This window comes from Verrucomicrobium spinosum DSM 4136 = JCM 18804, from assembly GCF_000172155.1.
Lineage (GTDB): Bacteria > Verrucomicrobiota > Verrucomicrobiia > Verrucomicrobiales > Verrucomicrobiaceae > Verrucomicrobium > Verrucomicrobium spinosum.
Genome location: NZ_ABIZ01000001.1, coordinates 1,396,751 through 1,422,951, shown reverse-complemented (window position 1 = coordinate 1,422,951; position 26,201 = coordinate 1,396,751). Strand labels below are relative to the sequence as shown.

The following is a 26,201-nucleotide window of genomic DNA, read 5'->3' as shown; positions in this document are numbered from 1 at the left end:
TCGCGGGGGCGGCGGTTTTGCGGTTCAAAGGAAAAGAGGCCAGACGCACTTGCCCGCCTTCAGCGGAAGTCATGCGACTGAGCGTGGAGCATGACTTCGAAATGCAGGGCCTCGATCTTCAGCGCGTAAATGGAAATGACATTGTCCACGATCTGAAGGCGGCCGTGGATTTGCAGGAAAGGCTCCTGGGTGATCACGAGACGGTTGGCTTCAAAGGCGGCAGAGGGCACAAAAGCATTGGCAATGCCGGTCTCATCTTCCAGGCTGATGAACATGTGCCCTTTGGCCGTGCCCGGACGCTGGCGGCAGATCACCAGCCCCCCGACAAAAATCCGCTGACCATGCCTGCCGTTTGCCAGTTCGCAAGCAGGCCAGAGATGCGGCAAACGTACCCGGTGGTGGGCCATGGGATGCGGCCCGGTGGTCAGACGCTGTGTCTGGTAGTCGGCATTCAGCCGCTCCATGGCGTTCATGGGGAAAAGCGGCATCTCCTGCTGCACCTCTCTGGGGGTGAAAAGATCCTCCTCCTGACGGGCCAGCTCCACCTGCCACAAGGCGCTGCGACGATGCAGACCGAGCTGATTGAGAGCCCCCGCCTTTGCGAGCACGCGACGCTCCTTCTTGTCCAGACCACTGCGACGCAGGAAGTCATCCAGATCCCGCCACGGCCGCACGGCCCGCTCGGCGATGATGCGCTCCTGACTGCCCCTGCTGAGCCCGCGAAACTGGTTCAACCCCAGCCGCAGAGTCTGGTCATCCTCCACCGTGCAGAGGACATCTGAAACCACCACACACGCGGGGCGAATGCGGAGGCCATGCTGCTTTGCATCCCGCACGAGGGTGGACGTGGAGTAGAAGCCCATGGGCTGGTTGTTGAGCAGCCCAGCATAGAACTCCACTGCACGGTGCGCCTTCAGCCACACACTGGCGTTGGCAAGGATGGCAAAACTGATGGCGTGCGATTCTGGAAAACCATAGAGGGCAAACGAGGAGATGCAGGCGGTGATTTTTTCCTGAACCTCCTGCGCCACCCCACGCTCCTCCATCGCGGCCCGCAGCTTGTCCATGACCTTGTGCATGCGCTCCTCAGAGCGGTGAAAGCTCATGGCCCGCCGCAGCTCCTCCGCCTCGCCGCCCGAGAACCCGGCTATGACCATGGCCATACGCAACAACTGCTCCTGAAACAGGGGCACGCCAAGCGTGCGCTGCAAAATGTCCTCGAACTCCGCGTGGATGAAATCGATCTTCTCCCTCCCCTGACGTCGTCGGATGTAGGGATGCACCATGTTCCCGACGATGGGGCCGGGGCGGATGATGGCGACTTCAATGACCAGATCGTAGAAGCACTCAGGCTTAAGCCGCGGCAGGGTGGCCATCTGGGCCCGGCTCTCGATCTGAAAGACGCCAATGGTGTCCGCCTTCTGCATCATCTCGTAAGTGGCAGGATCATCCTTGGGAATCTCATGCAGACCATAAGGCCCCTCCCTGCCGCGCGCTTTGCAAAGGGTGAGCGAGTCTTGCAGCACCGCCATCATGCCCAGGCCCAGCAGGTCCACCTTGATGATGCCGAGGTCTTCACAGTCGTCCTTGTCCCACTGCACCACCACCCGGCCCGGCATGGTGGCAGGCTCCAGAGGGACAATGCTGTCGAGCCCCTTCGTGCACAGCACCATGCCCCCGCTGTGCTGGCCCAGATGGCGGGGGAGCCCATACACCTGGTGGTAGAGGCGCACCATGGCGACAAGCCGGGGGTGATCCATGGGCAACCCCGCCTGGCGGATCTGGTCCTTGAGCTGCAGCGTGTGAGGGAAGTCCCCGTTGGCATAAAGATCACTGAAACGCCCCATCACGTCTTCAGGCAGGTTCAGCACCTTGCCCATTTCCCTCATGGCACTGCGGCCGCGGTACGTAATGACGTTGGCCGTCATGGCGGCCCCATAGGGGGCATAGCGGCGATAAAGCTCCTGGATGACCTGCTCACGGCGGTCGCCGCTGGGCAGATCCAGATCAATGTCCGGCCAGGAGTTGCGGCCCTCACTCAAAAACCGCTCAAAGAGAAGCTTGCCTGCTATGGGGTCGGCATGGGTGATGCCCAGGCTGTAGCAGACAGCGCTGTTGGCCGCGCTGCCCCGGCCCTGGACGAGAATGTCGCTGTCACAGGCATACTTGACGAGGCTCCATACAATAAGGAAATAACCCGAAAATTTCAATCTGGAGATGAGGTCAAGCTCCTTCTCGAGCTGGGCCCTGACCTGCGCGTTCACGCCGCCGTGAAATCGCCTGCGGGCCCCCTCATAAGTCAGCTCCCGCAAGTAGGAGTCCTGGTCATGGCCGGGCGGCACATCGTAACATGGGAATTCATAGCCCAGGTGCTCCAGGCCGAACTCAAGCTGGTCGGAGAGACGCCGCGTGTTGTCCATCGCCTCCGGCAGGTCGGCAAAGAGCGCCTTCATGTCGCCGTGGTTTTTGAGATGACGTTGGGAGTTGGGGGCCAGCAGCAGGCCTGCCGCATCCAGATGCGTGTGATGCCGCAGGCAGGTGAAGGCATCCATGAGCATGCGCCCCTCCTGCCGGGCGTGACAAGGGCCGTTGCTGGCGAGCAGGGGCAGTTTGCACAGCTCCGCCAGATCCCTGATCTGACGGTTGCGCAGGGTCTCACCCCGCATCCGGTGGCGTTGCAGCTCCATCCACACCTGGTTGCGGCCGAAGATGCGGCAGAGCTTTTCCACCACGGCCGGTGCCTCCGCGGCGTTTTGTTGCAACGCCCGCTGTACGGGCCCCTCCTCATCCCCGCTCAAGACCACCACCCCCTCCGCGTGCTCCGGCAGCTCGCTCCAGAGCACGCGGCTCTGCCCCTTGGTGGTGCGCAGCTTGGCCCGGGTCATGAGACGGGCCAGGTTTTGATACCCCTGCCGCGTGGCCACGAGCAGCGGCAGCACCGTCTCGTCCTCCATGGTTATTTCCATGCCTGTGATGGCCCGCAGCCCCAGCTCTTTGCCCTTGTAGTGGGCGCGGGCTGAGCCGTAGTAGCCGTCGCGGTCAGTGATGGCCACGCAGTCCATGCCCAGATCCGCGGCCCGGGTCATCATCTCCTCTGGTGAGGAGGCTCCGCGCAAAAAGCTGAAGGCCGTGCGCGCATGGAGTTCCACAAACGACATGCGCGTCAGCCCAGCAGGCCCTCCATCACCCATTCACCATTCCGGTGCCGGGCCAGTTGATAGAGCCCGCCATCCTCCCCGGTCACGATCCAGATCTCGCGCCGCCAGGCCTGGGTGACGTCCCACCAGTCACCAGACACCAGCCACGGGCCGTCGCAGGCTGTCACCGCCTGGCTGTACCGGGCATTGCGAAAGGCGGCCGGTTTCCGGTCCACCAGAAACACCTGGGTCACCGGGGCAGGCCGCAGACGCCGCAGAGGCAGGCCTGAGCAGGTGGACTCCTCCAGCGCCCGGAGTGGCACGGTGGATTTCTCATTCTCAAAAAAACCCGTCACCGCGAAGGCGTCAAGACGGCGGCTGGGCAGCAACCGGACCCTGCCGACATTGCCAGACCCCACCACGGCCTCCAGATGAGCCAGCGTTTCCGCGAACCGGTTGGGGTCCTTGAGTGTCCTCTCAAACAGCAGGCTCTGGCTGCCCGCCGGCGTGACGGCCCGGAACTCCAGGACCACCCCGCGGATGGGGGCCGCCGCAGAGACCCCTTCCAGCGCAGTGTGAATGACGCGGAAGAGCAGCTCCACATCCCGAGTTGGCTCCGCGATCCTCAATTCCCGCAGGTGCCGGGAGCCGTCTTCAAAATGCAGCTCCACCACGGCAGCGGCCGCCACCCGCCAGGTGGCCCCCAGACGGTCGCACAGGCTCTGCAAATGACGCCTCAAAATGAAAAGCAGCGGCTCCAGGCATTCAATCGAATGCTCAAAGTCCTCCTCCACCCGATAGCCCGGGACAGGCCGCACCAGCTTGAGCAGACGGTCCCGCCCCCCGGTGGCCAGATCCCAGAGCAACATGCCCTCCCTGCCCAGCCGCTCCGTCACCCCGGCGCGGGGCAGCTTGCAAAGATCCCCCACCGTCTTCACTCCCCACAGGGCAAACACCTCCGCGGTCTGCCAGGCAGGCTGCAGGACCTCCAAAGGCAGGGCTCCCAGACACGCGCGGTCAACCTCCTCCCCCAGCATGACCCGGATGGGCGCGGCCGTATGAGCCGCCAGGATGGCAAGATCCGCACGCCGGGCAAAGCCAACACGGGCTGTCAGTTTTGACCGGGCCAGCTCCTCGCAGATGGCTCTCCCATAAGCCAGCTCCGCCCCCTTCACCCCAGGCAGGCTGGAAAGATCCAGCACGCAGAGCCCGGGTGAAGTGGATTCATAAAAGGGGGTCCGGTTCGAGGAACATTGCAGCAGCACCTCCTGGGCGGCAAGCTCCGCCCCGGCATCACGATAGAGGAACTGCAGAGTCGCGCACCGGGCCCGTGCCATGCTGGCGGTCATGCCCGGGTGCACCAGCAGGCGCTCCGCCTGGGCATTCACCTGCAACACACAGGCCTGCTCCCGCGCCAGGGGGGTGCCGGTGACCACCTCATCCAGCAGTGCCGCCGGCCCGGCAGCCCCCCCAAGAGTGATGGCCTGAAACTGGAAACACGGAAGATGGATGGCGGCAAACATGAACGTGATGACTGCTGAGGGTTGAAGTTTTGATTTTTTGGGGTTTGAGGTTTCATCCAACTCACCCCGCCCTCCGGCCATGGTACCGGGCACCTTCCGTGCTCGTCCGCAGGGCGCTCACCAGCTCCTCCCTGTCCCGGTACTGATCATCAGCAGCGAGCGACGGCTCCAGGACCAGCCGGGACGCCGCACAAGAGATGAGAGGCCCTGGCGTGAAGATGCAGGTGGTGACGCCGCTCTGCTCCCCCAGCATGCGAAGCCGATGCCACACGCTGGAGGGCAGCCGCAGCAGATCCCGCGCGGCGTAGAGCTGCAGGTCCAGCAGCACCAGGGAAATATTGCCATCCCGCAGCAGCAGATCCGCCGCCTTGATGGCCTGGGTGACCTGCTGGCACCGCACCCAGAGCAGCCGGTCCAGACTCAGGGCAGGCACGCTCCAGGGGTCAAATGCATCACAGCCATCCACCATGGCCGTGTACTCCGCCACCGCAGACTCCCGTTGCAGGAGTGCCGCCAGCAGCAGCCCCACGCCGGATGATGCCTTTTCCCCGACAATCTCCATCACCGCCCCCCGGGGCAATCGCACCGCGTCCACACAGGCTACTCCGGTGATCAACGCCTCCCCCTCCTTCCGGGTGGGATGCGCTCCGGGAAACTTGCTCTGCAAGAGTTCCCGGAAGGCGATGACATTGGCAGGCAAAAGCAAAGTGTTCACATGAACACTATTTTCTTTAAAAGATGCCCTTTGGCAAGCCCGGGAAGGATATAAATTTTAAAACTCGGCCCCGCTTCGCGGGGAGACACCAGACTAGAAGACGCCAGACAAAAGACCTGAACGGCTCCCATCACGACGCGAATCGGCACGCGTTTAAAGCCGCCTAAGAGCGGTACAGTTCATACCCACAAGCCGACCTCGCGTCCGACCAACACGGAACATCCTCCACCTTGACCACTGACGCACTGACGCACTGCCCACCGGCCCTCCCCCTGCTCAGTTGAAGTCTTTCGGGAACTCCGCCCCTGTTGCCAGCTTGAGGATTTCCTCGCGCTTTTCCGGCTTCAATTTCACCATGCGATCCAGCTGAGGGTTGTTGGTCTCAAAGTACACAATCATCTTGCTGGCGGAATCCCTCAGGCCAAAGACGAAGTACTTGTAAACGGCTCCGCCGACATTGGTCTTGTCCCGCCAGGCGTCGAAGGAGGTTCTGGATTCTTTGAATTCAATGGTACGCCGGGCACCATTGTCCACGGCGGGGATGGTGACGGTCTCCCTGGCGTGCACATCGTATTTCTCCAACCGCTTCCGGTATTTGGCCTCAGTGTCCATGGTGACAATCAGCATGGTGGCTTCCAGAGCCGGGAGCGGCTGGGTGGCGGCTCCCTCGATGACGACCTCAGGAGAAATGGTCATCGTCTGCATATAGGAGGAATTGGCCTGCTGGTCGCGCTTCGTGGCCACCTTGGGCTGGACCTTGAGTGAGGGCAGTTTGGGCGGAGCCAGCCCTCCTCCAGTCGCCTGGGCACAGATGGGGCTCACCCAGATGGCGGCGAGAGAACAGACAGCAAGGAGGGCAATGGGCGTTTTCATGAGCAATCAGAGGGGGGAACTCGTCTTTGTGTACCTACGCAGCACCATCAGGGATCTTCACCCTATTGACTGGCATTTTCCCCTATATTCTTAAACCTTGCATCGAAAAAGATGTGCAAACCGGCGTCATCTGGGAATACCACCTGCGTAATCCGATCCGTACAAGTGCTTGACTCGCCTACGAGCGCCCCGGTGATTGGGCCTCATGCGAGCCATCGCGCCCTCCCTGACGCTCCCTCTTGTCATGTCTTTGACTCTCTCCTTTTCGGTCCTCCACGGTGCAGGAGCGGATTCCCCGCTGACCTACCCCAAGACCCGCCACGCTGACGTGGTGGACACTTATCACGGTGTGAAGGTGCCCGATCCCTTCCGCTGGCTGGAGGATGACAACAGCGAGGAGACCAAGGCCTGGGTGAAGGCCCAGAATGAGGTAACCTTTGGCTACCTGAACCAACTGCCGCGCCGCGCCGCGCTGCGTGAACGCCTGCAGAAGCTCTGGAACTTCGAGCGCTTCGGCGTGCCGTACAAGCGCGGCGACCGCTACTTCTTCTCCCGCAACAGCGGCCTGCAGAACCAGAGCGTGCTGTACGTGGCAGACTCCCTCACCGCCGAGCCGAAAGTCCTCCTGGATCCCAACACCCTCTCGAAAGACGGCACGGTCTCCCTCACGGAGAGTGCCCCCAGCGAGGATGGCAAGATGCTCGTGTGGGGGACCTCCGGCGGCGGCAGCGACTGGCAGGAGTTCCGCATCAAGAACATCGACACCGGTGAGGACCTGCCCGAGACCCTGAAGTGGATCAAGTTCAGCGGAGCCTCCTGGGCGAAGGACGGCAGCGGCTTTTACTACAGTCGTTACCCCGAACCCAAGACCGGGGCCGCACTGACGCAGGCCAACAAGAACAAGACGGTTTATTTCCACAAACTGAACACCCCGCAGTCAGAGGACAAGCTGGTGTATGCCCGCCCGGACCAGCCGGACTGGGGGCTCAATGCCGGGGTCACGGATGACGGACGCTACCTGATCTTCCACATCTCCCTGGGGACGGATCCCAAGTCACGGGTGTACTACAAGGACCTCCAGACGGACGGCCCGGTGGTGGAGCTGCTCAACGACTTCGACGCCGCCTACGGCTTCATCGAGAACGTCGGCCCCGTCTTCTACTTCCACACAGATCTGGATGCCCCCCGTTATCGTGTGATCGCCATCGACACCACCAAGCCCGGGAAGACCGGCTGGCGCGAGGTAATTCCTCAAACCGAGAACAAACTGGAAGGCGCCTCCGTGGTGGGTGGCCAGCTCATCTGCGAGTACCTGCAGGATGCCCGGTCTATGGTGAAGGCGTACGACCTTGAAGGCAAGTGGCTGCGCGATGTGGCCCTGCCAGGACTGGGCAGTGTGGGCGGCTTCGGCGGCCGGAAGGAGGACAAGGAGACCTTCTACGCCTACTCCAGCTTCACCTCCCCTTCCACGATCTACCGCTATGACGTGGCCAGCGGCACCAGCACGCCGTATCGCGTGCCCAAGCTGGACTTCGACGGCAGCCCTTATGAGACGAAGCAGATCTTCTTCACCAGCAAGGACGGCACGCGGGTCCCCATGTTCCTGGTGCACAAAAAAGGAATCCAGATGGATGGTTCCAACCCCACCCTGCTCTATGGTTACGGCGGCTTCGACATCAGCCTCAGCCCCGGCTTTTCCGTGAGCCGTGCCGTGTGGCTGGAGATGGGCGGCGTCTTTGCCCTGGCGAACCTACGCGGTGGCGGCGAGTATGGCTCAGAGTGGCATGACGCTGGCATCAAGCTGAAGAAGCAGAATGTGTTCGATGACTTCATCAGTGCCGCCGAATGGCTGGTGAAAGAAGGCTACACCCGCCCCGCCAAACTGGCCATCCAGGGCGGAAGCAATGGCGGTCTGCTGGTGGGTGCCTGCATGACCCAGCGTCCGGATCTCTTCGGAGCCGCGCTGCCAGCGGTGGGCGTCATGGACATGCTGCGCTTCCACGAGTTCACCATCGGCTGGGCCTGGAAATCCGACTACGGCAGCAGCGAGGATCCTGCGGAGTTCAAAGCCCTGTACGCGTACTCCCCGCTCCACAACCTGAAGCCCGGCACCCGCTACCCCGCCACTCTCGTGACCACCGCCGATCACGATGACCGCGTTGTGCCCGCCCACAGCTTCAAGTTCGCCGCCCGCCTCCAAGAATGCCAGGCCAAAGACGGCCCACCCGTGCTCATCCGCATCGAAACCAGCGCCGGCCATGGTGCGGGCACCGCGCTCACGAAGGTGATGGACGAGACCGCGGACGCCTGGGCGTTTTTAGCGAAGGAACTGGGGATTCAGTAGCCGGTGCGTCGGTACGTCAGTGCGTCAGTGGTCAAGGCGTTGAGCGCTCTGGGATGGCAGAGTGTCACGTCGGCTTGCGAACGCATTGGGGTCGGAAAAAAGGGCCTCCAGCGCGCAACTTGAACCCCCTTTCCTTCAAGGGTCCGCAAACAGGGTTGGAGCACCGCTTTTAAGCGGAATCAGCACGCACGGGATGCTGGGTTAAAGAAAATCGAAAACAAGCAAGCCCCCTGATTCCGCCTAAAGGCGGTACTCCAACCCTGCTGCGGAACTCACTCGCCAGCCAGACCACCCAGGCAGGGAGAATCCTCTGTCCCCTCAAGATATTGGACGATCTGGGATGGCAGAGTGTCACGTCGGCTTGCGAACGCATTGGGGTGGAAGAAGGTCCTCCGGCGCGCAACTGGAACCCCTTTCCTTCAAGGTCCGCAAACAGGGTTGGATTACCGCTTTTAAGCGGAATCAGTACGCACGGAATGCTTGGTTAAAGGAAATCTTAAACAAGCAAGCCCCCTGATTCCGCCTAAAGGCGGTACTCCAACCCTGCTGCGGAGCTCACTCACCCGCCAGACCACCAAGACAGGGAGAATCCTCTTCCCTCCTCAAGATGTTGAGCGATCTGGGATGCCTGAGCGTCACGTCGGCTTGCGAACGCATTGGGGTGGAAGAAGGTCCTCCGGCGCGCAACTGGAACCCCTTTCCTTCAAGGTCCGCAAACAGGGTTGGAGTACCGCTTTTAAGCGGAATCAGCACGCACGGGATGCTGGGTTAAAGGAAATCGAAAACAAGCAAACCTCCTGATTCCGCCTAAAGGCGGTACTCCAACCCAGCCGCGGAACTCGCTCACCCGCCAGAACGCCAAGACAGGGAGAGACGTCACTCTCTCCCCATCTTGTAAATCTGATCCAAATCTTGTTAATCCTGTCTAAAAAATCTCTCTCCCTCAATTCCCGAGATTCAAATACTCGCTCAGCGTGTAATTCATCGCCCTCCGCACGGGCGGGAAGTTCCCGGCCAGGCGCAGGAGCACATCATGCAGGGCGAACTCCTGCGACAGCACATGCCGGCCTGCGGCATCAAGGTGGCTCACCACGACTTGCTCATAGTAATTCACATCCGGAGCGCCGCGACGCTCAGCTCGCCGGTGCAGGAACGAAGGGAACAGGCACGTGAGCACCAGGAACTGGTTGGCGCACTGGATGTGGATGAAGAACTTCTCGCGGCTGCGGGCATTCTCCAGCGCCTGCACATAGTCGATGCTGTAGAGCCCTTCGGCCTCGGCTTTCTCCGCACACCCCCGGGATCCCGAGAGGCCGAAGTCGGAACAGACCACCGCCATGTAGTCGGCCACTTCAATGTCATCCACCCCGATGCGCTTCAACGTGTGTCGCACCGTCACCAGGAAGAAGAGCTCCGGGGAGACCATGGCCGCCTGTCGTCCCATCAACAGAGCCTCAAAGAGCCGGGGTTGATCCACAACGAAACGTACCGCGTCCGGATCGTCAGCCAGGGAGGCGAGACTGTTGCGGCTGCCTTCGGTGAGGGCCAGACAACGTCCGATGAACTCCCAGTCCGACGGGGTGAAACGATACCAACAACCAGTTCGAGGAAACCTCATCATATGGATGGAATTGGTTAGACACGAAGTTCTCAAGCATGGGGTATGCCAGATTTCTTCGGCATGTTGGACGGGAGAACGCTTCCAGTTGTTCAAGGGTTGACGCAGAATCGTTTACAACCCCTCTCCCGGCAGATTGATTTGCAGAATCGATAAAAGCGGGCGATCCTGGCTTCTCGTGAGTGACTCCCCCCCTCCCGTTCCCGCCGGACAATCTGCCAGCCCGGTGGTCCTCTTCGATGGTGTTTGCAATCTCTGCGCCTGGGCGGTGCAGTTCATCATCAGCCGCGATCCCGCTGGAAAGTTCCGCTTCGCCTCACTGCAATCTGACACGGGCCGCCGCCTGATGGAAGAGCACGGCCTGAACCCCGGGCAGCTCGACAGCTTTGTGCTGGTGGAGAATGGCCGGTCCTACACGGAGAGCACTGCGGCGCTGAAGGTGAGCCGACATCTCTCCGGCCTCTGGCCCATCTGTCATATTTGTATCATCCTGCCGCACTTTGTGCGCGATCCCCTGTATCGCCTCATCGCCCGCAACCGCTACCGGTGGTTTGGCAAAAAGGATTCCTGTCTCATGCCGACCCCGGAACTGCGGGCAAGATTCCTGAACTGACGGTGCCAAAGTGCCCGGCCCTGATCAAATTCTCACATTCCGTATTCTGATACAAGAATGCTCGGCGTCTGGCGTATCCCTGCCATGCCGAGACTAGTTCCGTTTCTCCTTTGCACTCCCCTTTTGACTGCCGCGCTCCTGGCGCAGGCCCCCGCCGCTGATCCAGACGGCCAGCCCCCCGCAGGCAATGACGAAGTGCGGAAGATCATGGAGACCTTCACCGGCAGAGGGACGCTCAAGGACGGCTCGCCCCCGACGCCTCCCAAGGAGGCCCTGAGCAAGTTCCAGCTCCGCAAGGGGCTCGCGATCGATCTCATGGCCTCCGAGCCGGGTGTGGAGCAACCTCTCTGCATGACCTGGGACTCCCGCGGCCGGCTCTGGGTCACGCTTTACCGCCAGTACCAGTTCCCCGCCGGGCTCAAAATCGTGAAATACGACCAGCACCTCCGGGCCGTTTTTGACCGCGTGCCCGAACCGCCACCGAAGGGACCCAAGGGGGCCGACAAGGTGGTGGTGCTGGAGGATACCAATGGCGACGGGGAGCTGGACTCCCAGAAGACCGTGATCGAGGGCCTGAACATCGCCACCTCCGCCCTGGCGGGGAATGGCGGCATCTGGGTGATGAATCCACCTTACCTGCTCTTCTACCCGGATGCGAACCGGGACGACGTGCCCGATGGCGATCCCGAGGTGCACCTGAGTGGCTTCGGCCTGGAGGACACGCATGCGGTGGCCAACAGCCTGCGTTTTGGCCCTGATGGCTGGCTCTACGGCGCAAACGGCAGCACGACCACGGGCAATGTCAGCAGCAAGGTGACCAAGAACGTGAAATGGGAGGGCCAGTGCCTGTGGCGCTACCACCCCGGCACGCATGTCTTTGAAATCTACGGCGAAGGCTCGGGCAACCCCTTCAGCCTGGAGATTGATGCCAAGGGGCGCTACTTTGCCAGCACCAATGGCAGCCAGCGCGGCATGCACTATGACCAGGGCATGTACGGGGAGAAGAACTTCGGCAAACACGGGCCCCTCACGAACTCGTACGCCTTTGGCTGGTTCCCCCACATGGAGACCAAGGGCGATGGGAAGCGCTTTTCCCAGGCTATCTGCGTGTACGATGGTGACCTCATGGCCGACACGCTGGGTGGCCGCTACATCGCGGCCAACTCACTCCAGAACATGATCTATGTGAGCCAGTTGATTCCTGCAACCTCCACGTATCGCGCCGAGGATGAACCGCCCCTGCTCACCAGCACGGACCGCTGGTTCCGCCCCGTGGACTGCAAGGTGGCCCCCGACGGCGGCATCTACCTGGCCGACTGGTATGACACCCGCCTGAGCCACGTACGACCAGTGGATGACTGGCACAAGACCAGCGGGCGCATCTACCGCATCCGCCCTGAGGACAAGAAGCCAGCGCTGAAGCCGTTCGATTTGCACACCCTCCCGGCCTCTGATCTGGTGGCGAAGCTGGACCACCCGAACCGCTGGTTCCGCCAGCAGGCGGCGCTGGAGTTGGGCTGGAGGAAGGAGAGCAGCGTGCTGGCAGCGGTGAAGGCCAAGGCCCTCGATCCCAAGAATGCGCATGCCTTTGACGCTCTGTCTGCGCTGCTGATGCTGGGCGGTCTGGACGAGGAAACGGCCCTGGATCTGCTGCGCCACCCTGATCCCTATGTGCGCCGTTGGACGGTACACAGCCTCGGCGATCGCGGGAATTTGAGCACACAGACGGTGGCAGCGATGAAACAACTCGCCACGACGGATCCCCACCCCGAGGTACGCACCCAGCTCGTCAGCAGCGCCAAGCGGTTGCCGGCGGAAGCCTGCCTGGCCATCACCCACGCAAGCCTGCTGCGGCCCGACGCCGCAGAAGATGCACGCCTGCCGCTCATGATCTGGTGGGCGGTGGAGAGCAAGGCGGTGTCAGATCGCGAGGCGGTGCTGGCACTGCTGAAGGATGACCAGCTCTGGAACTTGCCCGTGGCCCAGAAACAGGTGATCTCCCATCTCGCCCAACGCTGGGCGATGGCCGGAGGCCCGGAGAACTATGATGCCTGTGCCAAACTGCTGACCCTGGCCAAGGGCGAGAAGAATCGCTCGCTTGTGGTGGAGGGCATCGCAGCCGCGTTTGAAGGCGGCAAGATGCCAGAGCTTCCTCCCGCTATTCAGGAACCCATGCAAGCCTTCCTCAAGAGCCGTCTGGATACGGATTTGAGCCTGGCAGTAAAGGCAGGGAATGCGGAGGCTGCCGCCAAGGCGCTGATGATTGTGCAGGACAAGACCGCGCCAACGGAGAAACGCGCGGCATTGATCCAGGTGCTGGCCGATACCGGCAACGCGGCGGTGGTGCCCGCAATGCTGAGCATTCTGAGTGACGCGAGCAGCACTGGTCTGAAGAAGGCCGTACTCCCCCTGGCAGCGAAGTTTGACGAGCGTCGTTTGCCGCAGGCGGTGATCAAGGGCTACGAGTCCCGCTATGCCGGTGACAAGACCCTGCGCGATGCCGCGCACCGCATGCTCATCAGCCGACGCGACTGGGCTGGCCTTTTCCTCAAGGAAGTGGATGAATGGCGCATCAAGAGCGCCGATGTAGCCCCTGACGTGGTAAGCCAGCTCGCGGCGTATTCGGCACCGGAATTCGACGCCTCCATCAAGAAACACTGGCCACCGAAGAGCGCAGCACTCACGGACAGCCAGAAGCAGGCGGACCTGCAGCGCATCAAGACCGCACTCGCAGGCGGGTCCGGGGATGTCGAGAAAGGCAAGGTGCATTACGCCCAACGCTGCGCTGTCTGCCACACCCTCTTCAATGAAGGCGGCAAGATTGGTCCCGACCTTACCGGCTATGAACGCGGCAATGTCGAGTTCTGGCTCACCGGCGTGCTCGCACCGAGCATCGAGATCCGCGAAGGGTTCGGCGCGTACATCGCCAAACTCAAGAACGGCCAGGTGATGATGGGCATCATGGAGAAGCAGGACGCCGGCGGGGTCACCCTCAAGGACATGGCGGGCCAGCGCCATACCGCCAGGACCGAGGAACTGGAGAGCCTCGAAGCGTCTCCGATGTCAATGATGCCAGAAGGCTTGTTCGGAGGCATGAGCGATGCCGATCTTCGGGATTTCTTTGCCTATCTGATGAAGGAAAGCTGAGGGACGGTAGTTCGGTGACTCAGTGATTCGGTAATTCAGCAGTTCAGTGGACTGCCTGAGTCCAGTGGATGTGAAACTCCTCCTTTGAAGGTGGAACGGAGAGGGTTGGAGTACCGTCCCGCATGCGGGACCAATGCCATCAGGGAAAACGCATCGTCTTGCTGTTTTGCCTTGGCGCGCCTCGGAGCCGCGATGGTGCAACCGCCACGACTGTAACGGGTGAGCCCCTTTCAGAAGGGCCGAAGGTCCGGGTTCATACCAGCCTGGGGCAACGCCCCAGGGATAGATGGCCAAACTACCCATGAGGGCTGTAGGCCCGGTCTCATCAAGTCTGCCTATGACGAGCATCCCTGAATGACGTCGGGCCTACAGCCCTCAACCTCTAAAACGAGCGCCTGCCTTGGGCGTTGCCCAAGGCTGCAATGATGCCGGACCTTCGGCCCTCAATACTTTCACAAAAGGGAGATGCTCGACCTCTCCACTTTTCCCTGATGGCATTGGCCTTTAGGCGGCTCAGTGAACCTGCAACCTGCGGACCTTGTCGGCGTCTGCGGCTAATGCGGCAGCGAGACCTATCGCACCGCCCTGACCGCGAAGGTTCGGTACTCCAACCTGGTTGGCGGTATCGAACGGAGTAGGCGCAATCTCCCTACAAGGGCAGAAGATTGATCTGCTGAAACTTGTCCGACAGAGGACAGAAGAAGTGCTCGGTGTGATCGACGTCAATGCTGGCAAGTTGCCAATCGGAGAAGTCTACCCGGATCGCTCCGATCTCCTGACCACCGTCGAAGCCGATCATGATAGCGCGTCCCGTCTCCCCCTCTGGAAACTCCACCTCATTCCAACATTTGACCAACCAGAGCGCTTCATCGTAGCTCGTCGCAACTCTTGCGTCCACAAGGGCATCGGAGACAACACGAAGGATTTTGGGCCAGCGTTCCAGCGCTTCCTGGATCAGTGGCAGCGAATGAAGAGATTCGCGAGGGAGGCCGTACGGCGAGAAATAGCGGACGGAATTGACGAGCTTGAGATGTTCGGGGTTCATCACGCATGATTTGTTGTGAAGTCTATTACTCGCGGCTGCGATGGTGGCTCCAGACGAGAGTGTTCTCGAGCTGACGCCAGCACCATGCTCCTGGCAACAAGGAAACCCGCCACACCGTAGCGGGAGGCAATGTGCCAGCGGCCACGAGATCTTGCGGGAGGAGGCGGAGAAGCAAGAAGAATGACAGCAAGATGCCAGCGGCAGCCAAGGGCCCAAGGCCGTACGTCTCCGCGTAGTTCTTGGTCGTCCACTCAATCCCAGAGAATGAGCGCCTCATGGCATCATCCACGATGTTGTAAGCACCAATCCCCAACAACAAGGTCCCAGCAAGCAATCCGAAAATCGTGAACCCATCTCGATGGTCAAACCATAAGCTGGTTGCCATGCTGTAGAGGAACAATACTCCGAGCGCCGCCAGGGCGATAAACAGGATGCCCAACGGGAAACTCGCAATCCCCAGAAACAGAGCAATGAGTGACATGGCCTCCCACCACCACACAGAGCGGCAAGATGCCACCGTGCTGATGACGATCTTTCCTAGGTGAATCTTCGCGTCCAGGCTTTCGTTCTTCACGGCGGATCAATCCCTGTTTATGCATACGGTAGTGTGAAGCAGATCTGAGGGCAAGGAACTTGCCAATTCAAGACGGGTCGCTTTTGGCGAGTCTCTGCCATGGCGGCACAAAGCACCGCTTGAAGGAGGGAGCATCATGGACGAAGCAGAACGTCTAGCAACAATGCCCTGACCGCTTAAAAGCCAATGCCATCAGGGAAAAGGTTGGGCAGAGCGATCAACGCCGTTGCATGATGAAACTGAGGACCAACGGTCCGGTGTCATACCAGCCTGGGGCAGCGCCCCAGGTTAGGGGTTGAAAGAGAATTGGAGGGCTGAAGGCCCGGCCTCATCAATCCTGCCCACGACGAGCATCCCTGAATGACCCCGGGCCTACAGCCCTTAACCTCTAAAACCAACGCCAACCTTGGGCGTTGCCCAAGGCTGCTATCATGCCGGGCTTTCAGCCCTCAGCTCGTTCGCCAAAGGCGAATCATCGACCTCACCAGCTTTTCCCTGATGGCATTGGTCCCGCATGCGGGACGGAACTCCAACCCGCTCCGTTCAAGTGCCGGGGTCGAAGATGAGAAGTTCGCGAACTGAACGACATGGGCACTTGCGTCCTGAGCCGACTGAAGTCGGTACTCCAACCCGGCTTGCGATGGCTGGTTGTAACTTGGTTTTTCTTTGTGCCTTCGTGCCTTTGTGTGAGGAAGGTTGCATACGCTCACTGTCCCCGACGGAGTGTGAGTGTGAGCTCTTTGCGGCGATCAATACCGCTAATAAGCACTTTCCCGGGCGTCCATTCGACATCAGGTTCTTTCAGGTCACTGTCTTCGAGAAGCTCCTGGCTAGTGGAGTCAAGAACCCGGCCGTCGGCATGGTCTTGAAGCTGGACTTTAACAAGGATGCTGGGGTCCACCATCTCGTTGGCGGGAAAGATGACCCGCTTTGTGACGACGAGCTTGCTCCGATCGTCAGGCGACCTTTGAGAGTAAACCGGGCTGGAAGAAAAGCCCCCAGAAAAACCGACGATGATGCTGGGCAGAGAGATGAGGCCGACGAGGAGGGCGAGGCCCAGCATCAGCAGGCTGACCCCGCAGGAGAACCGCCGTTTGCCGGGTGTGCTGGGGGCTTGCGCGTCACGCATCGGGCAGAGATGTGAGCTGGGTTGGCGAAGGTTTCTCCGGGGTAAGATGGACGAGGAGTTTCACCGCTTAAAAGCGGAACTCCAACCTGCTTTGTTCGAATGCTGGGGTTGAAGGTGGGAGATGAGCGGGTTGGACGATATGGGGGCTTGCGTCCTGAGCCGACTGAAGTCGGTACTCCAACCCGGCTTGCGATGCCTTCGTTTTGGTTTGCCAGATTTTTGTGCCTTTGTGTGAGCAATCTCAAATCTCCGCAGGCTGAAGCCTGTACTCCGTACAGCTTCGGATCCAACACCTTGACCACTGACGCACTGACCTACTAGACCTGCACCACGGCCTTCACCACGCCGCTGCCGGGCTTGCTCCAGGAGGCAAATTTCTTCGGGGCTTCCTCAAAGCTGGCGCGGTGCGTGATCCAGGGCGTGGTGTCGAGGTGGCCCTCCTTCATGAGCCGCAGGATGCGGTTGAAGTCGCTGGGGATGGCGTTGCGAGAGGCGAGGAGGGTGAGTTCACGACGATGAAACAGGGCGTCATCGAACGGCACCGTCTTCGCGGTGATACCGACCCAGACCAGGGCACCGGCGAAGGCGGCGTATTCAAAGCTGCGGGCCATGCTGTCGGCGTTGCCGGTGGCATCGAAGACGATGTCGGCACCACGACCGTCGTTTTGTTTAAAAAAGGCTTCCGGCTCCAAAGGAGCATGCACCTTGGCCTTGGGATGATTCTTGGACACAAACGCCCGACGGGTTTCATCTGGCTCAATGACATGCATCTTTGCCCCTGCCAGGCGGACGAACTCCATGACGCTCAGCCCGATGGGGCCAGCACCCAGCACCAACACGCTTTCATCAGAGTGCGGGCACACGCGATTTACCGCGTGACAGCCGATGCCGAGGGTCTCCACGAGGGCGAGCTGCTCGTAGCTCAGGCCTTCCGCGGGGTGCAACTTGTCTGCGGGAAGCACCAAGTGGGAACGCAGGCCGCCATCAATGTGCACGCCGAGGACCTTGAGGTTCTCACAGCAGTTGGTGTGACCGCGGGCGCAGGCATGACACTCGCCGCAGTTGAGGTAGGGCTCTACGGCGCAACGGTCACCGGCTTTCACGTGCGTGACCTCATCCCCCACGGCCACTACTTCCACACCGAGTTCGTGACCGAGGATGCGGGGATGCTCGATGAAGGGCATCTTTCCCAGGTAGCCGCTGATATCTGTGCCGCATACGCCTACGGCGTGAATCCTCACCAGCGCTTCGTACGGCCCCGGTTCGGCGGGCTCCGGGAGGTCGATCACGTCAAACTTGCGAGGGGCGGAAAGAGAAAGAGCCTTCATGAGGACAAAAAACGATGCGGAATGGAAGGGAGCTAAACCTTCGCCTAAAAACTGGCGTGTCCACCTCCATCAATGGGGAGAATCACGCCGGTGACATAACGAGCAGCCTCAGAGCAGAGGTACACCACGGCCCATCCAACGTCTTCCGGAGCGCCAAAGCCTTCGATCTGAATGCGGCCGCGGATCTTGCGCTCACGTTCGGCATCGGCGCTGATGGCCTTGCGCAGCATGGGGGTATCGATCCAGCCCGGGGCGACGGCATTCACCCGCACACCTTTGGGGGCGAACTCGGCAGACAGGGTGCGGACCATGCCGATGACGCCAGTCTTGGCCGTGGCGTAGCCGGTGACCAGGGGCATGCCCATGTAGGCCGTCATGGAACTGACGAAAACGAGGCTGCCCCGCTGCTGCGCGAGCATACCAGGGGCGACGGCGCGGGTGAGGGCAAAGGCACCGGTCAGGTGCGTGCGCAAAACGGAGTCGAAATCTTCATCCGTCATCTCCAGCGCGGGTTTCTTCACATGCACGCCAGCGTTGTTCACCAGAATGGACGGGGTGCCGATTTTGGCTTCCACTTCACGGACAAAATCCGGCAGAACCTTGGTGTCAGTCACATCTACGACCATGGGCACCACCGCGTCGCCGAGCTGGGCCGCACCGTCCTGGAGGACATCTGGACGCCGCCCGGTGATGACCACCCGTGCCCCTGCCTGCACCAGACAGCGGGTGATGCCGAGACCTAGCCCAGTGCCACCACCGGTGACAATGGCGGTCTGACCTGTGAGGGAAAACGGAAGCATGCGCTAACGTGGGCGGGAGCCGAGGGGGTGCCACCAATTTTGAGACAGGATTAACAAGATTTTTGAAGGATTAACAAGATGGGAGCCCGCTTCGCGGGAGACACGAGACTTCAAGACGCCAGACTCCAGACTCCAGACTTGAGACTTGAGACTGAAGCGAGGCGATGTGAACGGGATGTCTGGGTGTGGGTGGGCTGGGTTTGGACAGAATTAACAGAATTAACGGAATTGGGTTTTTGAGGGGTGGGTGGTTTGAAGGCGCTGGAAAGGCGAGGCTTCGAGGGATTTTGGATGAGGGGTTCCACCCCTGTCTGCGCCCCTCCCATCCCAAAAGGTCAACGAAGCGAGTTGGAGTACTGTCTTGAGACGGCTCACGCCCCAAACGTTCCATCACCCCGCCCTGCCCCCGACACCCAATCCACTCCTCATGTCTGGCGTCTGGTGTCTGGCAGTCTTCTGTCTCCCGCGCAGCGGGACGCAAAAAGGGCACCGGAGTGACCGGTGCCCTTTTCGCTAAATCAATGTTCTTTGACCTGAAGTCTTACGCATTCCCCTCTGGATTGGAGGAGGCGGCGGCGTGCTCTTCGGGGCCAGACTCGCCGAGGCTGATGAACTTGAGGAGTTTGGCTCCTGGTTCATTGATGACCTTGACGGTGTCGCCTTCCTTCACTTCACCGCGCAGCAGGGCTTCAGCGAGGGGGTCTTCGATGTTCTTCTCCACGGCGCGGCGCATGGGGCGGGCTCCGTATTGAGGATCATAGCCCTCTTTCATGAGGAACTCGCGGGCGCTGTCGTCCAGAGTCAGCGTGATACGCTTGTTCTTCAGACGGGCAAGCACCTTGGAGATCTCCAGGTCCACGATCTGGCTGAGTTCTGTGCGCTCCAGCATGTGGAACACCACGATGTCGTCCAGACGGTTGATGAACTCCGGCTTGAAGAACTTCTTGGCGGCCTCCATCACCTTGTCCTTCATCCCGCCGTGGTCGGCCACATCCTGCTGGATGGCACCGAAGCCGAGGCTGGTCTGGCGCTTGATGGTCTCAGCACCGATGTTGGACGTGAGGATGATGACTGTGTTCCGGAAGTCGATCTTGCGACCGAAGTTGTCCGTGATCTGGCCTTCTTCCAGGATCTGAAGCAGCAGGTGCATCACATCCGGGTGGGCTTTTTCCACTTCGTCAAAGAGCACCACGCTGTAGGGGCGGCGACGAACCGCCTCAGAGAGCTGACCGCCCTCTTCATACCCCACATACCCGGGAGGCGCTCCGATGAGGCGGCTCGCGGTGTGTTTCTCCATGTACTCGGACATGTCGAGCTGGATGAGCGACTCTGCGGAGCCGAACATGAACTCGGCGAGGTTCTTCGCCAGGAAGGTCTTGCCCACGCCCGTGGGGCCCAGGAAGATGAACGACCCGATGGGGCGCTTGGGATCCTTGAGATCCGCACGGCTGCGGCGCAGCGCCTTGCTGATGGCGATGACGGCTTCGTCCTGGCCAATGATACGCTTCTTGAGCTCTTCTTCCATGCGGAGGAGCTTCTCGGCCTCGGCCTGCTCCATGCGTTGAAGCGGCACACCGGTCCACTTGCTCACCACGGCCATGATGTCCTCTTCGGTCACATCCACGATGCGCTCCGTGTTGTTGGTGCGCCATTTGTCGAGCACATCGTCGTGGCGCTTCTTCGCAGCCTTCTCCTTGTCGCGCAGGTGCGCGGCTTTCTCGAAGTCCTGCTCCTTGATGGCCACTTCCTTCTCGCCGCGGATCTCTTCGATCTCGGCTTCGATGACTTTCAACTCTGGCGGCCGGGTCATGGCGGAGATGCGGGCCTTGGCGCCTGCTTCATCCATGATGTCGATGGCCTTGTCCGGCAGGAAGCGCGCGGGCAGGTAGCGGCTGCTGAGATGCACCGCCGTCGCAAGGGCCTTGGGACCGTACTTGGCCTTGTGGTGGCTTTCGTACTTGCCCTTCAGACCTTCCAAGATGCGGATGGCGTCTTCCACGCTGGGCTCATCCACCTTCACCTGCTGGAAGCGACGCTCGAGGGCGGCGTCCTTCTCAATGTACTTGCGGTACTCGTTAAGGGTGGTCGCGCCCACGCACTGCAGCTCACCACGGCTGAGGGAGGGTTTCAAAATGTTGCTGGCGTCCATCGCGCCTTCTGCACTGCCCGCACCCACGATGGTGTGCAGCTCGTCCAGGAAGAGGATGACGTTCTTCGTGCGGCGGATCTCGTCCATCACGGCCTTGATGCGCTCTTCAAACTGACCGCGGTACTTGGTGCCCGCCACCATGAGGGCGAGGTCCAGGACGATCACTTTCTTGTCGCGCAGAATTTCGGGCACGTTGCCCTGGGCGATTTCCTGAGCCAGACCTTCCACAATGGCGGTCTTGCCCACGCCAGCCTCACCGATCAACACGGGGTTGTTCTTGGTACGGCGGCACAGGATCTGAATGACGCGCTCAATCTCCCCGGCGCGGCCGATCACCGGATCCAGCTCACCCTTCTGGGCGAGCTCGGTCAGGTCACGGCCAAAGGCGCGGAGAGCCGGGGTCTTGCTGTCCTTCTTGGAACCACCGACGGAGGGGGCGTTTTCGCTCTCTTCCTCTTCCTCTTCGTTGCCAAAGTTGGGGTCGAGCTCTTTGAGGATCTCGTTGCGGGCCTTCTCGAGATTCACGTCGAGGCTGCGCAGCACTTGCGCGGCCACGCCCTCACCTTCACGCAGAAGGCCGAGGAGGAGGTGCTCCGTGCCCACATAGGAGTGGTTCAGCGCCTTGGCCTCTTTCGAAGCGAGGGCGAGCACTTTCTTCACACGGGGCGTGTAGGGAATGTTGCCCACCATCTTGGTGTCAGGGCCGCTTCCCACCTGTTGCTCCACCTGCATGCGGACCGTGTCCAGGTCCACACCCAGCTTGGTGAGTACGTTGACAGCGACACCCTGCCCTAGCTTGATCAGGCCGAGCAGGAGATGCTCCGTCCCCACATAATTGTGGTTGAAGCGGTCCGCTTCTTTGCGGGCCAGCGCCAGCACTTGCTGGGCGCGAGGGGTAAAGTTATTCATCATCGGATTCAGGGGGTGGCGCATTTTCAGCGCTGTCTAAGGATACGTTAAGAGGCTCAGGAACGGATTTCAATAGCTGACGGGTAATTTCAGCCCGACGCGTGTCCCGCTCTTCCGGGGAGAGCTCACGCTGGGCGGCGAGCTGCAGGTGCGCAGGCTGGATCTCCAGCAACAGGGCATCCAGCAGGCCGCGGTCACACGTGGTGACGAGGTCCAGATCGGCCCCCAAGCGCAACAAGGAGAGCTGGGTGAGTGCTTCCTTGGAATTCAGAATATGGGCGAAGCGCAGCGTTGCATAGGCACGGCCCACCTGATCCCGCAGCATGGTGGGGCTCTCGTGGAGGAGCTTCTCGCGGGCGTTGTTCTCTGCCTGCACGATATGCTCTGCCACGCCTTCGATGCGGCTGATGAGCTCGGACTCAGTTTCCCCCAGCGTATGTTGGTTGGAGACCTGAAAAAGGTTGCCCAGGGCCTCGGTGCCCTCGCCATAGAGGCCGCGCACGGCCAGACCGATCTTGCTGACGGCGTTCATCACCTGCTTGATCTGCTCCGTAAGCACGAGCGCGGGCAGGTGCAGCATGGCAGAGGCGCGCATGCCGGTGCCGACGTTGGTGGGGCAGGCGGTGAGGTAGCCCAGACGGGAATCGTAGGCATAGGGCAGGAAGTTCTCCAGCTCCGAGTCCACCCGGTTCACCAGCTCATAGGCGGTGCGCAGGTCCAGACCCGCCCGGATCCCTTGCATGCGGAAATGGTCTTCTTCGTTGACCATGATGGCCAGGCTCTGGCGGCGGTCGATGAGGATGGCGCACCCTGTGGACCGGGCGGCGTGCTCCCGGCTCACGAGGTGGCGCTCTACGAGCACCTGCTTCTTGGTTTTTGTGAGATTGGGGTACTCCTCATTGAAGCCGTCCTTCATCTCCGGCAGTCCTGCCACAATGGGGCGCACCTCGTTCATGAGGTCCACCCGCTGGCGCTCTGAAGACCAGCCCGGAAACGACCAGCCGCGCAGGTTGCGCGCCAGCCGGATCCGCGACGTCATGACGATGTCGGAGTGCGGTCCGCGGCCCTGCATCCAGTCTGCGGGGTTCTTCAGGAGGGTGGTAAATCGCATGTCAGGTGAAAGAAACGTTGCTCTACAAATATAGACTACGCACGATGGCAAAGCGATGAGAAGAAATCTACTGCGAGGCTTGCAAAGTTGCCTTTCAGAGTCAGGAGAGCAGCCATAACGCCAAGACGCCAGAACGAAATGTCTCCCGACGCAACTTTGCGTCAGATCACTCCCAGCCGGAGCAATCTGGCTCTGAGGTCAGGCAGGAAGTCAGGCCTTGCTTTCGATGGCCCTCACCTCATCACGGAGGCGGGCGGCATCTTCATAGCGCTCCTCCATCACCGCCCGATCGATGGCGGCCTTGAGGTCAGCAAGTTTTTTCTTGGGGCTCACGGGCGCAGGAGCAGGCGGCGGAGGCGGGGTGGCGGGGGGCGCAGGACGCTCTGCCTTGGGGGCAGGCGCGGGAGCGGCCCCAGACGAGGCGTGCGGAGTCGGAGCGACCTGACGTCCCGGCACCTTGCCCACATGGCGGGTGCCCTTGTGCATGGCGCGCAGCATGTTGTCCATGTCGTCGCCGAAGGTCAGATAGCACTCCGGGCAGCCCATGCGGCCGATCTTCTTGAGATGCGCACGGGTGAAGCCGCACTCGGGGCAGGCCAGGGTGTCGTCTTCCGCTGAGCTCTGGCGGGTCTTTTTCTGCGCGGCATTCCCCAGGAGGAAGTCCGCCAATTGAAATCCGGTTGGGTCAGTGACCCCCTTTTCCTTGGAGCACTTGTCGCACAAATTCACCTGCGTCATCTTCCCGTCCACGATCTGGGTCAGGAAAACGGTCGCTTCGTTGTCGCACATGTCGCACTTCATGGCCGGAGGAGGGGGAACAGGAGAGGTGGGAGCGCCCGGATCTAATTTCTGATTTTTGACCGAAAGCGGGCGCTTCCTCAACTATTCATTACGCAGGATAGACGACCGGAGTGCCGGTGGAGTTGGCCAGGGCCTTGAATTTGGCCACCAACTTCTGCGTGAGGGGGCCGGGCTTGCCATCGCCGATGACGCGGCGATCCAGCACCACAGCGGCGATCACCTCAGCAGCGGTGCCCGTGAGGAAGCACTCCTCTGCCACGAAGATGTCATGGCGGGTGAGGTTGGATTCAATGACGGGCACACCCAGCTCTGCAAGGAGCTCAATGGCCACCCCGCGCGTGATGCCGTCCAGTCCGCCTGCGGAGATCGGGGGGGTGTAAACCTTCCCTTTTTTCACGATGAAAAGGTTGTCCCCAGTGCACTCGGCCACGTAGCCCTGCTCATTGAGCATCACGCCTTCCTCACCGCCGCCCTGGATGGCCTCAATCTTGGCCATGACGTTGTTGAGATAATTCAAGGACTTCACCTGCGGGCTGAGCGCCGCGGGAGCCGGGCGACGGGTCGCGCAGGTCACCATGGTGAGGCCTTTTTCGTATTTCTCAGCGGGATACAGGCTGATGGAGCCCGCGATGATGAACACACTGGCCTTGGGACACTGGTAAGGATTCAGGCCCAGGGAGCCCACGCCGCGGGTCACCACAAGGCGGATGTAGCCATCGCGCAAATTGTTGGCCGCCACCGTATCCAGCGTGGCCTTCTCCAGCTCCTCAAACGTAAGGGGCATGTTCAGACAGATGGAGCGAGCAGACTCGAAAAGGCGCACCAAGTGCTCGGTAAGGCGGAAGACACGACCGTTGTAAAAGCGAATCCCCTCAAAGACGCCGTCCCCATACAGAAGACCGTGGTCGAACACGCTGATCTTCGCTTCCGATTCGGGAAGGAGTTTGCCGTCAAGATAGATGAGGGGAGCCTGGGACATGGAGAGCGCGCAGCATGCCTGATTAGCGCGGAAGTGCAAGCAATTCGGGAGCCGGTGCGTCGGTGGGCAGTGGGCAGTGGGCAGTGGGCAGTGGGCAGTGGGCAGTGGGCGGTGGGCGGTGGGCGGTGGGCGGTGGGCGGTGGGCGGTGGGCGGTGGGCGGTGGGCGGTGGGCGGTGGGCGGTGGGCGGTGGGCAGTGGGCGGTGGGCGGTGGGCAGTGGGCGGTGGGCAGTGGGCGGTGGGCAGTGGGCAGTGGGCGGTGGGCGGTGGGCGGCGACTGTATCTAGAAGCAACGTCATCGGACATTGTAGCCTGACCGCTTAAAAGCGGAACTCCAACGCCCTTCGTTGTCGCCTGCAGGGTTGGAGTTCCGCATTTATGCGGTCAGGACCCGCGGGACCCAGTGCGTCGGTGTGTCAGAGGGCAGTATGACCAACTAGCGCAGCGTCTCAACCAGCGCAGCGTCTCACCCAGCGCAGCGTCTCAACCAGCGCAGCGTCTCAACCAGCGCAGCGTCTCAACCAGCGCAGCCGCCTCAACCAGCGCAGCGTCTCAACCAGCGCAGCGTCTCAACCAGCGCAGCGTCTCAACCAGCGAAGCCGTCTCAACAGGCCGCTTGCGGCCACCCCGCCGCTACGCGGCGAGCTCCCCCTTGTTCAGCACCAGTTTGCGGTCGCCGCGCTCGGCGAGGTTCGCGTCATGGGTCACTACGACCAGGGTCTTCTTGGACTCGGCCACCACCTCGAAGAGCAAGTCCATGATCTGCTTGCCGGTGGCGGCGTCCAGGTTGCCCGTGGGCTCATCGGCGAGGATGATCGGCGGATCATTGATGAGGGCACGGGCCAGGGCCACGCGCTGCTGCTCGCCGCCGGAGAGTTCTGTAGGCAGGTGGTAGAGACGCTCGCCAAGACCGACGCGGGTGAGGAGTTCCTTGGCACGAGAATCCGCTGGGGCGCCGCCGATCAAGGACGGCAGAACCACATTCTCTATCGCCGTCAGTTCCGGCAGCAGGTGGTAGTTCTGGAAAACGAACCCAAGCCCCTTGTTCCGCACCATCGCCCGAGTGTTGGTTGACCCCTTGTACAGGGAAGTGCCACCGACGGACACATCCCCCTCCGAGGGCTTCTCCAGCCCGCCCAGAATATAGAGCAGCGTCGTCTTTCCTGAGCCCGAGGCCCCGCAGAGGAACAGCCTCTCCCCATGGGCCACGGTCAGGGAAACGCCCTTGAGCGCATGCACCTCATGTCCGGCAAGGCGGTAGCGGCGGTGAACATTGTGAACCTCAAGAGCGGGGGCGTCAGGCATGGCGCGCCAACAGTCGGCGGGAGACTCAAGACTTCAAGACACAAGACTCAAGACTTGAACCCTTGCCCGCCTTCGGCGGGAGACAGAAGACTAGAAGACTCC

19 protein-coding genes are annotated in these 26,201 nt (G+C 61.2%); 4 read left to right on the top strand and 15 right to left on the bottom strand.

The features are described from left to right. Positions 1 to 59: 59 nt before the first annotated feature. From VSP_RS05600 to VSP_RS05585, 4 genes are all read right to left on the bottom strand, one after another. Positions 60 to 3,158 carry a DNA polymerase III subunit alpha gene (locus VSP_RS05600; protein WP_009959310.1) on the bottom strand — a complete coding sequence of 1,033 codons (3,099 nt, stop codon included), beginning with the start codon at positions 3,156 to 3,158 and terminating at the stop codon, positions 60 to 62. Positions 3,159 to 3,163: 5 nt separating this feature from the next. After that, positions 3,164 to 4,660 carry a DNA polymerase Y family protein gene (locus VSP_RS05595; RefSeq protein ID WP_157210750.1) on the bottom strand — a complete coding sequence of 499 codons (1,497 nt, stop codon included), beginning with the start codon at positions 4,658 to 4,660 and terminating at the stop codon, positions 3,164 to 3,166. A 61-nt stretch (positions 4,661 to 4,721) separates the two neighbouring features. Then, positions 4,722 to 5,375: a RecA domain protein gene (locus VSP_RS05590; RefSeq protein ID WP_009959308.1), complete on the bottom strand. Its 654-nt coding sequence runs from the start codon at positions 5,373 to 5,375 to the stop codon at positions 4,722 to 4,724. 276 nt (positions 5,376 to 5,651) lie between these two features. Further along, positions 5,652 to 6,248: a hypothetical protein gene (locus tag VSP_RS05585; protein ID WP_009959307.1), complete on the bottom strand. Its 597-nt coding sequence runs from the start codon at positions 6,246 to 6,248 to the stop codon at positions 5,652 to 5,654. Positions 6,249 to 6,492: 244 nt separating this feature from the next. Here VSP_RS05585 and VSP_RS05580 point away from each other — a divergent pair, with 244 nt between their 5' ends. Continuing rightward, on the top strand, positions 6,493 to 8,592 hold the full coding sequence (locus VSP_RS05580) for a prolyl oligopeptidase family serine peptidase (RefSeq protein WP_009959306.1): 2,100 nt from the start codon (positions 6,493 to 6,495) through the stop codon (positions 8,590 to 8,592). Between the two features lie 943 nt (positions 8,593 to 9,535). Here the strand turns inward: VSP_RS05580 and VSP_RS05575 are convergent. Beyond that, positions 9,536 to 10,213, bottom strand: a complete 678-nt coding sequence (locus VSP_RS05575; protein WP_009959305.1) for a hypothetical protein — start codon at positions 10,211 to 10,213, stop codon at positions 9,536 to 9,538. 175 nt (positions 10,214 to 10,388) lie between these two features. On the opposite strand from VSP_RS05575, the gene VSP_RS05570 reads away from it, so the two are divergent. Together VSP_RS05570 and VSP_RS34030 are read left to right on the top strand one after the other, a co-directional pair. Further along, a complete protein-coding gene (locus VSP_RS05570; protein ID WP_044133437.1) occupies positions 10,389 to 10,823 on the top strand; it encodes a thiol-disulfide oxidoreductase DCC family protein in 435 nt (144 codons plus the stop codon). Between the two features lie 84 nt (positions 10,824 to 10,907). After that, positions 10,908 to 13,970 carry a PVC-type heme-binding CxxCH protein gene (locus VSP_RS34030; RefSeq protein ID WP_198141322.1) on the top strand — a complete coding sequence of 1,021 codons (3,063 nt, stop codon included), beginning with the start codon at positions 10,908 to 10,910 and terminating at the stop codon, positions 13,968 to 13,970. 649 nt (positions 13,971 to 14,619) lie between these two features. On the opposite strand, the gene VSP_RS05560 is transcribed toward VSP_RS34030, so the two are convergent. The 9 genes from VSP_RS05560 to ilvE all read right to left on the bottom strand — a co-directional run bounded on the left by VSP_RS05560 (position 14,620) and on the right by ilvE (position 24,795). Then, a complete protein-coding gene (locus VSP_RS05560; protein ID WP_009959300.1) occupies positions 14,620 to 15,015 on the bottom strand; it encodes a hypothetical protein in 396 nt (131 codons plus the stop codon). 25 nt (positions 15,016 to 15,040) lie between these two features. Beyond that, entirely contained in the window at positions 15,041 to 15,589 is a 549-nt protein-coding gene (locus VSP_RS05555; RefSeq protein ID WP_009959299.1) for a hypothetical protein, read from the bottom strand. A 706-nt stretch (positions 15,590 to 16,295) separates the two neighbouring features. Further along, positions 16,296 to 16,718, bottom strand: a complete 423-nt coding sequence (locus VSP_RS05550) for a hypothetical protein (RefSeq protein WP_009959298.1) — start codon at positions 16,716 to 16,718, stop codon at positions 16,296 to 16,298. Positions 16,719 to 17,035: 317 nt separating this feature from the next. After that, positions 17,036 to 18,046, bottom strand: coding sequence for a zinc-binding alcohol dehydrogenase family protein (locus VSP_RS05545; protein ID WP_009959296.1), 1,011 nt, complete (start codon positions 18,044 to 18,046; stop codon positions 17,036 to 17,038). A gap of 44 nt (positions 18,047 to 18,090) precedes the next feature. Next, a complete protein-coding gene (locus VSP_RS05540) occupies positions 18,091 to 18,846 on the bottom strand; it encodes an SDR family NAD(P)-dependent oxidoreductase (RefSeq protein WP_009959295.1) in 756 nt (251 codons plus the stop codon). A 541-nt stretch (positions 18,847 to 19,387) separates the two neighbouring features. Continuing rightward, positions 19,388 to 21,904, bottom strand: a complete 2,517-nt coding sequence (locus VSP_RS05535) for an AAA family ATPase (RefSeq protein WP_198141412.1) — start codon at positions 21,902 to 21,904, stop codon at positions 19,388 to 19,390. Continuing rightward, positions 21,897 to 23,015: a protein arginine kinase gene (locus VSP_RS05530; protein ID WP_009959293.1), complete on the bottom strand. Its 1,119-nt coding sequence runs from the start codon at positions 23,013 to 23,015 to the stop codon at positions 21,897 to 21,899. Before VSP_RS05530 ends, VSP_RS05535 begins: the two co-directional genes overlap by 8 nt. 210 nt (positions 23,016 to 23,225) lie before the next feature. Further along, entirely contained in the window at positions 23,226 to 23,816 is a 591-nt protein-coding gene (locus tag VSP_RS05525; RefSeq protein ID WP_009959291.1) for a UvrB/UvrC motif-containing protein, read from the bottom strand. 88 nt (positions 23,817 to 23,904) lie between these two features. Beyond that, positions 23,905 to 24,795 carry a branched-chain-amino-acid transaminase gene (gene ilvE, locus VSP_RS05520; RefSeq protein WP_009959290.1) on the bottom strand — a complete coding sequence of 297 codons (891 nt, stop codon included), beginning with the start codon at positions 24,793 to 24,795 and terminating at the stop codon, positions 23,905 to 23,907. Between the two features lie 33 nt (positions 24,796 to 24,828). Between ilvE and VSP_RS40675 the strand changes: the two genes are divergently transcribed. Further along, positions 24,829 to 25,110 carry a hypothetical protein gene (locus VSP_RS40675; RefSeq protein ID WP_157210749.1) on the top strand — a complete coding sequence of 94 codons (282 nt, stop codon included), beginning with the start codon at positions 24,829 to 24,831 and terminating at the stop codon, positions 25,108 to 25,110. Between the two features lie 317 nt (positions 25,111 to 25,427). Here the strand turns inward: VSP_RS40675 and VSP_RS05515 are convergent, their stop codons facing one another. Then, the gene (locus VSP_RS05515; RefSeq protein WP_009959289.1) at positions 25,428 to 26,099 is read right to left on the bottom strand and encodes an ABC transporter ATP-binding protein; all 672 of its coding nucleotides are present in this window, start codon (positions 26,097 to 26,099) and stop codon (positions 25,428 to 25,430) included. Positions 26,100 to 26,201: the final 102 nt, after the last annotated feature.

Bases quoted from the DNA above. Each gene is read 5' to 3' on its own strand.
- VSP_RS05580 (WP_009959306.1), top strand. From the start codon at position 6,493: ATGTCTTTGACTCTCTCCTTTTCGGTCCTCCACGGTGCAGGAGCGGAT.
- VSP_RS05540 (WP_009959295.1), bottom strand. From the start codon at position 18,846: ATGCTTCCGTTTTCCCTCACAGGTCAGACCGCCATTGTCACCGGTGGT.
- VSP_RS05535 (WP_198141412.1), bottom strand. From the start codon at position 21,904: ATGAATAACTTTACCCCTCGCGCCCAGCAAGTGCTGGCGCTGGCCCGC.
- VSP_RS05515 (WP_009959289.1), bottom strand. From the start codon at position 26,099: ATGCCTGACGCCCCCGCTCTTGAGGTTCACAATGTTCACCGCCGCTAC.
- VSP_RS05550 (WP_009959298.1), bottom strand. From the start codon at position 16,718: ATGCGTGACGCGCAAGCCCCCAGCACACCCGGCAAACGGCGGTTCTCC.
- ilvE (WP_009959290.1), bottom strand. From the start codon at position 24,795: ATGTCCCAGGCTCCCCTCATCTATCTTGACGGCAAACTCCTTCCCGAA.
- VSP_RS34030 (WP_198141322.1), top strand. From the start codon at position 10,908: ATGCCGAGACTAGTTCCGTTTCTCCTTTGCACTCCCCTTTTGACTGCC.
- VSP_RS05545 (WP_009959296.1), bottom strand. From the start codon at position 18,046: ATGAAGGCTCTTTCTCTTTCCGCCCCTCGCAAGTTTGACGTGATCGAC.
- VSP_RS05530 (WP_009959293.1), bottom strand. From the start codon at position 23,015: ATGCGATTTACCACCCTCCTGAAGAACCCCGCAGACTGGATGCAGGGC.
- VSP_RS05560 (WP_009959300.1), bottom strand. From the start codon at position 15,015: ATGAACCCCGAACATCTCAAGCTCGTCAATTCCGTCCGCTATTTCTCG.
- VSP_RS05525 (WP_009959291.1), bottom strand. From the start codon at position 23,816: ATGAAGTGCGACATGTGCGACAACGAAGCGACCGTTTTCCTGACCCAG.
- VSP_RS05575 (WP_009959305.1), bottom strand. From the start codon at position 10,213: ATGATGAGGTTTCCTCGAACTGGTTGTTGGTATCGTTTCACCCCGTCG.
- VSP_RS05600 (WP_009959310.1), bottom strand. From the start codon at position 3,158: ATGTCGTTTGTGGAACTCCATGCGCGCACGGCCTTCAGCTTTTTGCGC.
- VSP_RS05595 (WP_157210750.1), bottom strand. From the start codon at position 4,660: ATGTTTGCCGCCATCCATCTTCCGTGTTTCCAGTTTCAGGCCATCACT.
- VSP_RS05585 (WP_009959307.1), bottom strand. From the start codon at position 6,248: ATGAAAACGCCCATTGCCCTCCTTGCTGTCTGTTCTCTCGCCGCCATC.